Genomic DNA, 12,145 nt, shown 5'->3' with positions numbered 1-12,145 from the left:
CTCCGAACTACCGGATCAGCCCTCGCCGCAACCCGATCGCGACCGCCTGGGCCCGGTCGTTGGCACCGAGCTTGCGGAACAGCCGGCGCGCGTGCGTCTTGACCGTGTCCTCGGAGAGGTAGAGCTCCGCGCCGATCTGCGCGTTCGACCGTCCGTGGCTCATGCCGGTGAGCACCTCGATCTCGCGCTTGGTCAGCGGCACCCCGGGGATCGCGCCCGTGGTCGGGACACCGACGGGCGCGGCGTTGGCGTCGGCCGGGACGACGACGGGCACGCCGCCCGACGGCGTCCGCGCCTCGGTCCGGAAACCACCCTGGCTGGGCACGTCGACGGGCTGCGGACGATGCCCGCCCGGGGCGGGGAGCACGGGACTCGCGAGCACGTGCGCGGCGACGGCGGAGAGCTCGGCGCGACCGACGTCGGGCGCCAGGAAGCCGCGGGCGCCGAGCGCGAGCGCCCGGTCGAGCGCCACGGTGTCGTCCGGGAGAGCCAGCAGCACGATCGCTGCCGCTGGTGCGACGGCGCGCAGCCGACGGATCGCCTCGATCGCCCCCGGCGCGGCCAGGTGAGCGTCGAGCAGCACGACGGTCGGCGGCATCCGCCGCGCAAGGCTCAGCAGCTCGTCCACCGACGACGCCGCGCGGACCGGACCGAGCGCAGGCACACCGATGGAGGTCACGACGAGCCGTTCACGAACGACCGCCGAGCCGTGACAGACCACGACTCCCGCCATGTTGAATCCCCTCTCGGGCCCCGTCCGGGGCACCTGAGTCATATCGGCCGACGTTCAGTCAGAAGTTAGCCACAGAGACGAACGCCACCCGCTGCCGGCGGGACTTCGTCCGCCTGTGCCCCACCTGAGTGGAATGTCTCCCCCACTCGGCGGCGGTGATTCGTCCGTTCAGCGCTCGACACCGGCCGTCGCGACCGCGAGAACCTCGTGCAGGAGGCCGGTGAACGTGCGGGCGCGGTGCACCGAGCGCCCGAGCGGGACGGCCTGCTCGGCACCGTCGGGAACCATGACGAACTGCGCGAGGTCCGGCAGGTCGTGCGCGAGCCGTTCCACCACCTCGAGGTCCACGTCGACCCGCTCCCCCAGCGTCACCACGGCGCGGGCGCGGGTCATGGCGGAGAGCTCGACGGCGTGGTGCGCCCCCACCGGCCCGCCGACGATCCGGGCGTCGACCCCCTGCGCGGCGAGCGCGCCGGCCAGCGCGTGCGCGACGAGCGGCCGGGCCTCCCGGGGTGCGACGAGGACGAGGATCACGGGTCGGCGGGYGCCCKGCCCCGGCGMCGAGCGCACGCGGAGCGCCGCGAGGACCCCGGCCTGCACCGCGGCGACCGCGTCGACCCCGGGCGGGTCCACCACGGTCCGGCGGGCCAGCGCGGCGAGCACGGGCTCGACCAACGTGGTCCACCACGCGACGACGTCCGCTGCCGGCTCGAGCGCGAGCAGGCGACCGCACCGGTCGACGTCCCCCGCGAGGGCGGCATCGACGACGGCCGTCGGCGTGGGCGTGCCGTCGCGAGCGCTACGGGCCGGTGCCGCGGAGACGTCGGTCGCAAGAGCGATCCGGGCCGACTCGGCGGGGGCGACCCCGTCGAGCGTGAGCCGTCGCATCACGAGCAACCGCTCGACGTCGACGGCGGAGTAGCGGCGGTGGGCCCCCGCCGAGTGCTCGGACGGGCCGAGCCCGTACCGGCGGTCCCAGGTGCGCAGGGTCGCGGGGGCCACCCCGAGCCGACGGGCCACCGCGGCGACGGCGAGGGCGGGCGTCGGCGGTCCCGCCGGTTCGTCGTCCTCGCGCGTCACCATGGCGCGATTCTGCCAGGCCGACGCGACTCGGCCCGTTCAGGCGTGTCGCGGCGCGACACGCCGACCTGGCGGTTCGTCGGCAATCGCTTCATCACCCGAATGTGTGACACGGTCTTGAACAACTTCTGGCGCGGTTGTAACGTCCTCACCAACGCGTCACCCCGTACGGATCTGCAAGAAGCGCAAGTCGTACTCGCATCCCGTGTTCACGACTTTCCCGCCGTAGCCGCCCACCAGCGATGCGACGGAACGACTGAGGAGGAACTCATGGCCGAGATCTCGCGCCTTCCCGGACCGGTGATGGACCTGTGGGAGTGGCAGTTCGACGGCGCCTGCCGCGACGCGGACCAAGACCTCTTCTTCCACCCCGAGGGCGAGCGTGGCTCGGCCCGCCGGCGCCGCGCCGAGGCGGCCAAGGCGATCTGCGCCACGTGCCCGGTGCTCAAGGAGTGCCGCGAGCAGTCGCTCGCCGTGCGCGAGCCGTACGGCGTGTGGGGCGGCCTGTCCGAGGACGAGCGCGCCGCGATCCTCGCGCAGCGCGGCCGCGCCAGCCGGGTCGGCTGACACACCCCCGCACCAACGAGCAGAGCCCTCCCCTCTCGGCACGACGAGAGGGGAGGGCTCTTTTCGTGCGCCGACGAACACGCACGGGTGAACCGCCTCCTCGACCGCCCCTCGGTACGCGACACTCGGGGTGACGACTCGGAGCGGAGGACTCGGTGCGCGCACGACGGCTCGCCGCGCTGGCCGCGAGCGCCGTGGTCCTGGCCGGATGCGGCACGGGCGCGGACGTCCCACCCGAGAGCTTTGCCAGCCGCGCGGCCCTGCCGTCCTGCGGCGAGCTCGAGATCCCGCAGGGTGAGACCGTGCCCGCCGACGCGTGGCAGTGCCTCGACGAGGCCGACCCGGGAACCGGAGCCGAGCTCGTCGTGACGTTCCCGACGACCGAGGGCGACCCGATCACCACCTACTACCGGGTCGGGCCTGGCATCGACGGCGTCGAGGTGTTCACCGACAGCAGCCAGGACGTCTTCGGTGGGGACGGGCCGGCATGGACCCACCAGGTGTGCCCCGACACCGTGACGAGCGCCGACCCCCTCGGGTGCGCCGAGGCCTGAGACGAGAAAGACCCCCACGGCAGTGCCGTGAGGGTCCGTCTCGTGCGGGGCGCGAGCGCCCCTCAGATCACTTGACGACGATCGCGAGGATGTCGCGGGCCGAGAGGATGAGGAACTCCTCGCCCGAGTACTTGACCTCGGTGCCGCCGTACTTCGAGTAGATGACCTTGTCGCCGACGGCGACGTCGAGCGGGATCCGGACACCGTTGTCGTCGACACGGCCGGGACCGACCGCCAGGACCTCGCCCTCCTGGGGCTTCTCCTTGGCGCTGTCCGGGATGACGAGACCGGAAGCGGTCGTCGTCTCTGCCTCGAGCGTCTTGACGACGATCCGGTCCTCGAGGGGCTTGATGGAGACCGACACAGCGGACCTCCCCTTCGCATGTGAGTAGTTCTCTGAGGTTCGTGCGCGCTGTCAGGCCACGTCGTCGCGGGTGCCGTGGCCTGGAGCGCAGCTGGCACACTCACCGGGAGAGTGCCAGCCATCACTCTAGGAACCGGTTAGCACTCGGTCAAGGCGAGTGCCAGCGAGCCGTGCAGATCCGCCGCTGAACTGCCCCTCGGCGGGCCGCTGCGTGCGAGGATCGCGGCATGGACCGCGACGGCATCACCCAGCTGCTCAGCCCCGCGGGCTGGGCGTTGCTGTCGGCGCTGCCGCCGTACGACGAGTCCCGCACGATGGCCCTGTCCGAGCGCCTGCGCGACGAGGGCATCGACCCCGCGCTCGTCGCCGCGGCCCTCACGCAGTCCCGCCTGCGCGCGAAGGCCGTCGCCAAGTTCGGCACGTTCGCCGACGGGATGCTGTTCACCGCCGCGGGACTCGAGCAGGCCACCCGCCTCACGGTCGCAGCCCACCACGCCCGCCGCTTCCGCGACGCCGGCAGCACCCTGGTCGCGGACCTCACCAGCGGGATCGGCGCCGACGCCATGGCCTTCGCGGGGATCGGCCTGCGCGTGCTGGCCACCGACCTCGACGAGGCCACCGCCGCGATCGCCACCGTGAACTTGCGGCACTTCCCCGACGCCGTGGTGCGGCACGGCGACGGGCTCGCGCTGGACCTCGTGGCGGAGGGCGTCGACGGGGTCTACGCCGACCCCGCCCGCCGGACCTCCTCGGGCAGCCGCGTGTTCGACCCGGCCGCCTACGAGCCGTCGCTCGACGCGGTCCTCGCGGTCCGCGAGACGATCCCGGCGCTCGGTCTCAAGCTCGGCCCGGGCATCCCCCACACGGCGCTGCCGCACGACGCCCACGCGCAGTGGGTCTCGACGGACGGCGACGTGGTCGAGGTCGGCCTCTGGTTCGGGCCGCTCGCCCCCGAGGGACCCGGCCGCTCGGCCCTCGTGCTGCGCGACGGCGAGGCGCACGTGGTGGAGCAGACCTCCGAGGAGCGGCCGCCGACCGGGCCGGTGGGCGGATACCTCTACGAGCCGGACGGCGCGGTGATCCGCGCGGGGCTGGTCGGCGAGGTCGCGGCGCAGGTGCGCGGCCGGCTCGTCGACTCCTCCATCGCCTACGTGACGTCGGACGCCCTCGTGCCTCTGCCGTCCGCGACGGCCTACCGGGTGCTCGACGTGCTGCCGTTCGGCCTGAAGCGGCTCCGCACCTACCTCCGAGAGCGGGACGTGGGCAAGCTGACGATCAAGAAGCGCGGCACGGCCGTGGTCCCCGAGCAGCTGCGCCGCCAGCTCGACCTGCGGGGCAGCGCGACGGGCACGATCATCCTCACGCGCGTCGCGGGCAGCCAGCAGGTGCTCGTGGTCGAGCCCGCCTGATGGCCGCGCCGGTCCCTCTGCCGTTCGCGCGGTCGGAGCGGTCCACCGTCGGGATCGAGTGGGAGGTCGGGCTCGTCGACGCCGACTCCGGGGACCTGCGGCAGGCGGCCGAGGCGATCCTCGCGGCGGTCCGTCCGGCGGACGGCTCCGAGCACCCGCACATCACGCAGGAGCTCCTGCTCAACACCGTCGAGATCCGCTCGGGCAAGTGCCGCACGATCGCGGAGGCGACCGGCGACCTGCAGCGCGCGCTCGACGAGGTCGGGGCCGCCGCCGAGCCGCTGCGCATCGAGCTGATGGGCAGCGCCACGCACCCGTTCGCGCAGTGGGCGCAGCAGAGGGTCACCGACAAGCAGCGGTACGCGACGCTCATCGACCGCACGCAGTGGTGGGGTCGGCAGATGCTCATCTACGGCGTGCACGTGCACGTGGGTATCGAGGACCGCGACAAGGTGCTGCCGATCTCCCGGGCGATGCTCACCGTCTTCGCGCACATCCAGTCCCTGTCGGCGTCGTCCCCGTTCTGGGGCGGCAAGGACACGGGCTACGCGTCGAACCGGGCCCTGCTGTTCCAGCAGCTGCCCACGGCGGGCCTGCCGCCCGGGTTCGACCAGTGGTCGCAGCTCGAGCAGTACGTGGGCGACATGATGCACACCGGCGTGATCGACCAGTTCGACGAGATCCGGTGGGACGTGCGCCCCGCGCCCCGGTTCGGGACGCTCGAGATGCGGATCGCCGACGGCGCCTCGAACCTGCTCGAGGTCGCCGCGATCTCGGCCCTCACGCACTGCTTCGTCGAGCACTTCTCCACGATGCTCGACCGCGGCGAGACCCTGCCGACGCTCCCGCCGTGGTTCGCGCAGGAGAACAAGTGGCGCTCCGCGCGGTACGGCATGGACGCGATCATCATCACCAACGCCGCCGGCGACGAGGAGCTGGTGACCGACGCCGTCGGCCGGTGGCTGCTCGACCTCGCACCGGTGGCCGAGCGGCTCGGGTGCGCCGCGGAGCTCGAGCAGGTGCGCGTCATCCTGCGCCGCGGCGCGTCGTACCAGCGGCAGCGCGCGGTGGCCCGTCGGCATGCGGGCGAGCTCGACGCCGTCGTCCGCTCGCTGGTCGCCGAGCTGAAGGCGGGCCGGCCGCTCTAGGCCGACCCCGGTGCCGACGACGACCGGTCAGACCAGGACGGTCGTGAGGGGCATCGAGGAGTCGACCGGTAGGTCCAGCGACGACGGCGGCAGCCCGCGGCGCACGACGGCCGACCCGAGCGCGGCAATCATCGCCCCGTTGTCCGTGCAGTAACGGATCGGTGGGATGCGCAGCTCGATGCCGGCCTCGGCGCAGCGCTTGGCTGCCATGTCCCGCAGCTGCGAGTTCGCCGAGAACCCGCCGCCAACCACGAGCGTCTCGACGCCGTGCGCGCGGCAGGCGGCGATGGTCTTCGCGGTGAGCACGTCGGCCACGGCCTCGGCGAACGACGCCGCCACGTCCGGGAGCGGCACCTCCTGCCCGGCGTCCTGCCGGGCCTCGACCCAGCGGGCGACGGCCGTCTTCAGCCCGGAGAACGAGAAGTCGGCGGCGTGCGCGGCCTGGTCCTTGGCGGCGGTCAGCCCGCGCGGGAACCGGATCGCGGTGGGGTCGCCCTCGCGGGCGAGCCGGTCGATGTGCGGGCCGCCGGGGTAGGGCAGCCCGAGCAGCCGGCCGACCTTGTCGAACGCCTCCCCCGCCGCGTCGTCGAGCGTCGAGCCGAGCTCGGTGACGTGCACGGTGTCGTCGATGAGCAGCAGCGACGAGTGCCCGCCCGAGACGACGAGCGCCATCACCCGCTCCGGGAAGGCCCCGTCGACCAGCTCGTCGACGACCGCGTGCCCGATGACGTGGTTGACGCCGTACAACGGCTTGTCCAGCGCGAGCGCGAGCGCCTTCGCCGCGGACGCCCCGACGGTCAGGGGGCCGACGAGGCCGGGACCGGCGGTGACGGCGATCGCGTCGACCTCGCCGAGCGAGACGTCGGCGGTGGCCAGCGCACGCTCGATCGTCGGCACCATGGCCTCGAGGTGCGCGCGCGAGGCGATCTCGGGGATGATGCCGCCGAACCGCGCGTGCTCGTCCACCGAGCTGGCGACGGCGTCGACGAGCAGGTCGTAGCCGCGCACGAGAGCCACGCCGGTCTCGTCGCAGGACGTCTCGATCCCGAGCACGAGGGGGTCAGCCATGCGCACCAGGATAGGCGGGCGCGGGAGTGTGACGACCGCCACGGCCGCTGCCCGGAACAACCTTGAGTAGTTGATGCTTCAATCAAGCATGACCACTGACACCACTGTCCTGGACGGCCTCGACTTCCCCACATCGGGCCTCGCCGTCGGTGACGACGTCGCCGACCTCCTCTTCCGCGAGGCGCGCACCGCCGCCGCGTTCAGCACCGACGAGGTCAGCGACGAGCAGATCGCCGCGGTCTACGACCTGGTCCGGTGGGGCCCGACGGCCCTCAACATCATCCCGCTGCGCCTGCTCGTGGTGCGCGCGCCCGAGGCCCGTCAGCGCCTCGCAGCCCACATGGCGGAGGGCAACCGCGACCGCGTGCTGGCGGCCCCCGTGTCCCTGGTCCTGGCGGCCGACACCGGCTTCCACGCCCACATCCCGACGCTCGCGCCGCACATGTCCGCACTGGCCGACGCGCTCGAGGGTCAGCCCGAGCAGCGCGAGTCGATGGCCCGCACGAACGCCCTCATCCAGGCCGGGTACCTGATCGTCGGCCTGCGCGCCGCCGGGCTGGCCGCCGGCCCGATGGGCGGCATGGACGCCGAGGGCATCGACAAGGAGTTCTTCGCCGAGAACGGCTGGAAGTCGCTCCTGGTCGTCAACGTCGGCCACCTCGCCGGTTCCAGCACCCCCCGCCCGCGCGGCGAGCGCCTCGCCTACGAGCAGGCGTCGCTCACGGTCTGACCGGACCTCTGCCGGGAGGCCGCGATCCCTACACCGGGGTCGCGGCCTTTCCTGTCTCCGCGGGGCGGCCGGGGTCGTTCGACCACTGCGACCACGAGCCGGGGTAGAGCGCCGCCTCCACGCCGATCGACGCGAGCGCCGCGACCTCATGTGCCGCGGTCACGCCCGAGCCGCAGTACACGGCGACCGGCCCGTCGAGGCCGGCGAAGCGCGCGCGCAGCTCGTCGTCGGCAAGGAACGCTTCGTCCGCGCCGAGGTTGCCCGCCGTGGGCGCCGAGATCGCGCCCGGGATGTGGCCCGCGCGGGGGTCGACCGGCTCGACCTCGCCCGCGTACCGCTCGGCCGCACGGGCGTCGAGCAGCGACCCCGTCCAGGCCGCGGCGCCGTCGGCGTCGATCGTGGGCAACGCTCCGGGCACCAGCACCACGTCGCCCGGCTCCGGCGTCACGGACCCGGCCTCGAGGGGCCGGCCCGCCGCGGTCCACGCCGCGAGTCCGCCGTCGAGCAGCCGCACGTCCCTCAGCCCGGCCCAGCGCAGCAGCCACCACACCCGGGCCGCGGACATCCCGCCGACGGCGTCGTAGGCCACGACGGGCCGGTCGGCCGAGACACCCCACCGCCGCGCGGAGGCCTCGAGGGCCTCCAGGTCCGGCAGCGGGTGCCGGCCGTCCTGCGGGGTGGCGGGCGCCGCGAGCTCGGTGTCGAGGTCGACGAAGACCGCCCCGGGCAGGTGTCCCGCGAGGTACCGGTCGTGGCCGTCCGTCTGCCCCAGCGCCCAGCGCACGTCGAGCAGGACGGGCGGCTCGTCGCCCGCGAGCGCCTCGGCCAGCCCGTCGGCGTCGACGATGACGTCGGTCCTCGTCATGCGGGTGCCCCTGTCTGTCGCAGGTCCAGCCGCATGGTCCACGCGTCGATGTTGCCCGGCTGGTAGTACGCCCGGCGCATGCCGAGCCGCTCGAAGCCCATGCTCTCGTACAGGTGGATCGCGGGGTCGTTGTCCACGCGCACCTCCAGCAGCACCACGGCGGCGCTCAGGGTGCGGGCGCGGTCGAGCAGGTTCTCGAGCATCCGACGCCCGAGCCCGCGCCCCTGGAACCGCTCGTCGGTGCCGATCGTCATGACCTGGGCGTCGAACCCGTCGAACCACAGGCCTGCATAGCCGACGAGCGCGCCGTCGACCACGGCGCCGACGTACCAGCGGCCCGGGCCGACGATCTCGGCGGCGAGGCTCTCCGGCGACCACGCGGCCGCGCCGAACAGCTCGACCTCCATGCGCTCGAGGTCCGGCAGGTCCGCCGGGCACAGCACGCGGACGACGACGCCGTCGGGCTGCTCGGTCATCCGAGCACGCGCTTGCGCGCGGCCTGCGGCACGGCGTCGGGCCGGCGCAGGTAGAGGGGCTCGGTGGCGAGGACCCGACCCTGCGCGACCCGGCTCAGCGCCAGGCGCGCGAGCTCGGCCGGGTCGGGGTCGAGCAGACCGAACGCCTCGAGGTCGGGGGCCGCGTCCGGGACGGGCAGCAGCATCGGCTCGCCGGCGGCGGCCACCACCGGCCCCGGGATCATGGCATCGGTACGTCGGGTGAAGGCGTCCGCGTACAACGACGAGCCGCGCCCGATCACCAGGGCGCCCTCGCTCCGCGGATCCGCCGCGACATCACCGGCCGCGGCGACCTCGGGGGCGACCAGCACGTCGATCCGTCCGGCCTCGACCAGCCGGTACAGCGCCCAGTAGACCTCGCGGCGGCGGGCATCGGTGGCGACGAGCACGTCCGTGCCGACGGGCAGCACGCGCGACGCCCGGGCGGCCACGGCGTCGAGGCTGGGCACGCCGTGCACCGGGATGCCGAGCGCGAGCGCCAGAGTGCGGGCGGTCACGAGCCCCACGCGCAGACCCGTGAACGGTGCCGGTCCGGTACCGACGACCACGGCGGTGAGCTCGCGCCGATCCACCCCGGCCTCCGCCAGGACGTCGGCGACCATGGGCGTGAGCAGCTCGGCGTGGTGGCGCTGCTGTGCGTCGGACCGCTCCGCCAGCACGACGCCGGCATCGTCGGTGAGGGCCACCGCGACGGCGGCGGAGGTGTCGAGGGCGAGGACGGGCACGCGCTCAGCCTGCCACCGGGTCGATGTCGGGCAGCGCGACGTCCGCCCAGCGTGCACCGACGGGCCGGACGGTGACGACGCGCTCCCCCGCGGCCGCGTCGTCCAGGTCGTCCTCGGACATCGCGCCCCCGCGCGGCCGCTGCAGCGTCACCTCCAGCCGGTCCTGCGCGAGCGACTCGACCCAGCCTTCGCCCCACTCGACCACCGTGACCGCCTCGTCGAGGCTGGCGTCGAGGTCGAGCGCGTCCACCTCGTCGAGCGAGCCCAGCCGGTAGGCGTCCACGTGCACGAGCGCGGGTCCGCGGCTGCCGTCCTCACGGGCGAGGGGCGGATGCTCGCGCGCGATGATGAACGTCGGCGACGCCACCTGACCGCGCACGTGCAGCCCGGCGCCGATGCCCTGCGTCAGGGTCGTCTTGCCCGCGCCGAGGTCGCCCGTGAGCACGACGAGGTCCCCGGCCCGCAGCACGCCCGCGAGCGAGCGCCCGAACGCGCGCGTGGCCTCGGCGTCGGGCAGCCGGACCGTGATGGCGGTCATGACGCCTCGCTGTCGACGTGCACGCGCGGGACCCGGGACCCGATGCGCGTGACGATCTCGTAGGAGATGGTCCCGGCGGCGTTCGCCCAGTCCTGCGCGGTCGGCCCGCCGTCGCGGCCCGTGCCGAACAGCTCGACGCGGTCGCCCGCCTGCTCGGTCGCGCCGGGACCGAGGTCCACGACCACCTGGTCCATGCACACGCGCCCGGCGACGCCCAGGGTCCGGCCGCCGACACGCACGGGCCCACCGGGGCGCTCCTGCGTGCCCGACGCGTGTCGCGGGATCCCGTCGGAGTACCCCAGCGGCACCAGCCCGAGCACCGTGTCGCGCGCGGTGACGTACTGGTGCGCGTACGAGACGCCGTGCCCGCCGGGGACCGCCTTGACGTTCGCGAGCTCGGCCTCGAGCGTCATCGCCGGGACGAGCCCGAACTCGTCGGGGCCCCCGAGCTGCGGCACGGGCGAGAGGCCGTAGACGGCGATCCCGGGCCGCACGAGGTCGTAGTGCATCCCCGGGGCGGTCAGCGTGGCCGCGGAGTTGGCTAGGTGCCGCACCTCGAGCGTGACCCCCGCGCCCTCGACCGTCCGCAGCGCGTCGGCGAACACCTCGGCCTGCAGCTTGACCGTGGGGTGCTCGGGCTCGTCGGCGAACGCGAGGTGGCTCCAGAGCCCGACGACCTCGACGGCGCCCTCCGCGCGTAGCCGCAGGACCTCGGGCAGCAGAGCGGCGAAGTCGTCCGGCGTGAGTCCGTTGCGGCCCAGCCCCGTGTCGACCTTGAGGTGCGCGCGGGCCGGGCGGCCGGCGGAGCGCGCGGCGGCGGCGAGCTCGTCGAGGGCCCACGGCGCGGACACGGAGACGTCGATGCCGGCGTCGACGGCCTCCCGCAGGGGTGCACCGGGCGCGTACAGCCAGGTCAGGACCCGCGGGCCGACGATCCCGCCGCGCCGCAGCGCGAGGGCCTCGCCCACCTGCGCGGTGCCCAGCCAGGTGGCGCCGCCGGCGACCGCGGCCGAGGCGGTCGGCAGCAGGCCGTGCCCGTAGCCGTCGGCCTTGACGACGGCCAGTACCTGCGCCGTCGGAGCGTGCGCGGCCAGGGACCGGACGTTGGCGCGGACGGCCGCGAGGTCGACGACGGCACGCGCGGGGTACGAGCTCACGGCGCCCAGTCTCGCACCGTCGGCGCGTCCAGCACGTCTCCGGGCCGCCGGAAGGCGCGACGGTCAGTCGACCCGCACGACGACGTCGGCCCGCACCGCGGTCGCGGCGACCAGCCGGGCGTTGCTCTCGTCGGGACCGTGCGACCAGGCCCGCGCGGCCTCCGGGGTCTTGCCGAACGCCTCGTGCCGGGCCACCAGCCGATCCAGCCGGACCGCGTCGTCGGGCGCCAGGAACCACGACTCGTCGAGCAGCCCGGCCACGGGACCGAAGCCGTGGTCGTCGAGCAGCAGGTAGTTCCCCTCGACCACGACCAGCGGGATCTCGGGCGGCACGGCGATGGCACCCGCGACCGGGTTGCGCAGGTCGCGGCGGTACTCGGGGGCGTAGACCGTGTGCCCGGGCGTCGTCCGCAGGCGCGTGAGCAGCGCGACGAACCCGTCGGCGTCGAACGTGTCCGGCGCCCCCTTCCGGTCGGCGCGCCCGACCCGCTCGAGCTCGGTCTGCGCCAGGTGGAACCCGTCCATCGGCACGACGACCGCGCGGGCGCCGACCAGGGCGACCACCTCCGCCGCGACGGTCGACTTGCCGGCGCCGGGCGGACCGACGATGCCGAGGAGCCGGCGCGGCCCGCTCGCGAGCGCCTCGACGCGCGCGACGAGGTCGGGCGGCAGCGTCATGCGGCCAGCAGCTC

Annotated in this window: 15 protein-coding genes; 5 read left to right on the top strand and 10 right to left on the bottom strand. The window is 74.3% G+C overall.

Translation table 11 applies throughout. From position 1 onward, the window contains the following. Positions 1 to 7: 7 nt before the first annotated feature. Both AC1DYZ_RS03835 and AC1DYZ_RS03830 read right to left on the bottom strand, forming a co-directional pair. Positions 8 to 679, bottom strand: a complete 672-nt coding sequence (locus tag AC1DYZ_RS03835; protein ID WP_477063890.1) for a helix-turn-helix transcriptional regulator — start codon at positions 677 to 679, stop codon at positions 8 to 10. Between the two features lie 222 nt (positions 680 to 901). Next, on the bottom strand, positions 902 to 1,816 hold the full coding sequence (locus AC1DYZ_RS03830) for a MerR family transcriptional regulator (protein ID WP_477063889.1): 915 nt from the start codon (positions 1,814 to 1,816) through the stop codon (positions 902 to 904). A 267-nt stretch (positions 1,817 to 2,083) separates the two neighbouring features. Between AC1DYZ_RS03830 and AC1DYZ_RS03825 the strand changes: the two genes are divergently transcribed. Both AC1DYZ_RS03825 and AC1DYZ_RS03820 read left to right on the top strand, forming a co-directional pair. Continuing rightward, positions 2,084 to 2,380 carry a WhiB family transcriptional regulator gene (locus tag AC1DYZ_RS03825; protein ID WP_477063888.1) on the top strand — a complete coding sequence of 99 codons (297 nt, stop codon included), beginning with the start codon at positions 2,084 to 2,086 and terminating at the stop codon, positions 2,378 to 2,380. Positions 2,381 to 2,535: 155 nt separating this feature from the next. Continuing rightward, positions 2,536 to 2,934 carry a hypothetical protein gene (locus AC1DYZ_RS03820; protein WP_477063887.1) on the top strand — a complete coding sequence of 133 codons (399 nt, stop codon included), beginning with the start codon at positions 2,536 to 2,538 and terminating at the stop codon, positions 2,932 to 2,934. A 67-nt stretch (positions 2,935 to 3,001) separates the two neighbouring features. On the opposite strand, the gene groES is transcribed toward AC1DYZ_RS03820, so the two are convergent. Next, positions 3,002 to 3,298, bottom strand: coding sequence for a co-chaperone GroES (groES, locus tag AC1DYZ_RS03815; RefSeq protein WP_370504981.1), 297 nt, complete (start codon positions 3,296 to 3,298; stop codon positions 3,002 to 3,004). A gap of 227 nt (positions 3,299 to 3,525) precedes the next feature. Here groES and AC1DYZ_RS03810 point away from each other — a divergent pair, with 227 nt between their 5' ends. Next, positions 3,526 to 4,707 (top strand): class I SAM-dependent methyltransferase, encoded by a 1,182-nt coding sequence (locus tag AC1DYZ_RS03810; RefSeq protein ID WP_477063886.1) that lies wholly within the window; start codon positions 3,526 to 3,528, stop codon positions 4,705 to 4,707. After that, positions 4,707 to 5,855 (top strand): glutamate--cysteine ligase, encoded by a 1,149-nt coding sequence (locus tag AC1DYZ_RS03805; protein ID WP_477063885.1) that lies wholly within the window; start codon positions 4,707 to 4,709, stop codon positions 5,853 to 5,855. Before AC1DYZ_RS03810 ends, AC1DYZ_RS03805 begins: the two co-directional genes overlap by 1 nt. 27 nt (positions 5,856 to 5,882) lie before the next feature. Here AC1DYZ_RS03805 and tsaD read toward each other — a convergent pair whose 3' ends face one another. Beyond that, positions 5,883 to 6,923 carry a tRNA (adenosine(37)-N6)-threonylcarbamoyltransferase complex transferase subunit TsaD gene (gene tsaD / locus AC1DYZ_RS03800; protein WP_477063884.1) on the bottom strand — a complete coding sequence of 347 codons (1,041 nt, stop codon included), beginning with the start codon at positions 6,921 to 6,923 and terminating at the stop codon, positions 5,883 to 5,885. An 88-nt stretch (positions 6,924 to 7,011) separates the two neighbouring features. Between tsaD and AC1DYZ_RS03795 the strand changes: the two genes are divergently transcribed. Then, positions 7,012 to 7,653 (top strand): malonic semialdehyde reductase, encoded by a 642-nt coding sequence (locus tag AC1DYZ_RS03795; RefSeq protein WP_477063883.1) that lies wholly within the window; start codon positions 7,012 to 7,014, stop codon positions 7,651 to 7,653. Positions 7,654 to 7,681: 28 nt separating this feature from the next. Here the strand turns inward: AC1DYZ_RS03795 and AC1DYZ_RS03790 are convergent, their stop codons facing one another. From AC1DYZ_RS03790 to AC1DYZ_RS03765, 6 genes are all read right to left on the bottom strand, one after another. Then, positions 7,682 to 8,518 carry a sulfurtransferase gene (locus tag AC1DYZ_RS03790; RefSeq protein ID WP_477063882.1) on the bottom strand — a complete coding sequence of 279 codons (837 nt, stop codon included), beginning with the start codon at positions 8,516 to 8,518 and terminating at the stop codon, positions 7,682 to 7,684. Then, positions 8,515 to 8,994: a ribosomal protein S18-alanine N-acetyltransferase gene (gene rimI, locus AC1DYZ_RS03785; protein WP_477063881.1), complete on the bottom strand. Its 480-nt coding sequence runs from the start codon at positions 8,992 to 8,994 to the stop codon at positions 8,515 to 8,517. Before rimI ends, AC1DYZ_RS03790 begins: the two co-directional genes overlap by 4 nt. After that, positions 8,991 to 9,758 (bottom strand): tRNA (adenosine(37)-N6)-threonylcarbamoyltransferase complex dimerization subunit type 1 TsaB, encoded by a 768-nt coding sequence (gene tsaB / locus AC1DYZ_RS03780; RefSeq protein WP_477063880.1) that lies wholly within the window; start codon positions 9,756 to 9,758, stop codon positions 8,991 to 8,993. The genes rimI and tsaB overlap by 4 nt, the downstream gene beginning before the upstream one ends. A 4-nt stretch (positions 9,759 to 9,762) precedes the next feature. After that, positions 9,763 to 10,296, bottom strand: a complete 534-nt coding sequence (tsaE, locus tag AC1DYZ_RS03775; protein ID WP_477063879.1) for a tRNA (adenosine(37)-N6)-threonylcarbamoyltransferase complex ATPase subunit type 1 TsaE — start codon at positions 10,294 to 10,296, stop codon at positions 9,763 to 9,765. Further along, on the bottom strand, positions 10,293 to 11,453 hold the full coding sequence (gene alr, locus AC1DYZ_RS03770; protein WP_477063878.1) for an alanine racemase: 1,161 nt from the start codon (positions 11,451 to 11,453) through the stop codon (positions 10,293 to 10,295). The genes tsaE and alr overlap by 4 nt, the downstream gene beginning before the upstream one ends. Before the next feature lie 63 nt (positions 11,454 to 11,516). Next, positions 11,517 to 12,131, bottom strand: a complete 615-nt coding sequence (locus tag AC1DYZ_RS03765) for a nucleoside/nucleotide kinase family protein (RefSeq protein ID WP_477064046.1) — start codon at positions 12,129 to 12,131, stop codon at positions 11,517 to 11,519. Between the last annotated feature and the right edge of the window lie 14 nt (positions 12,132 to 12,145).

Source organism: Cellulomonas sp. P1_C4, from assembly GCF_056406355.1.
This window is presented reverse-complemented; position numbering and strand designations above follow the sequence as displayed.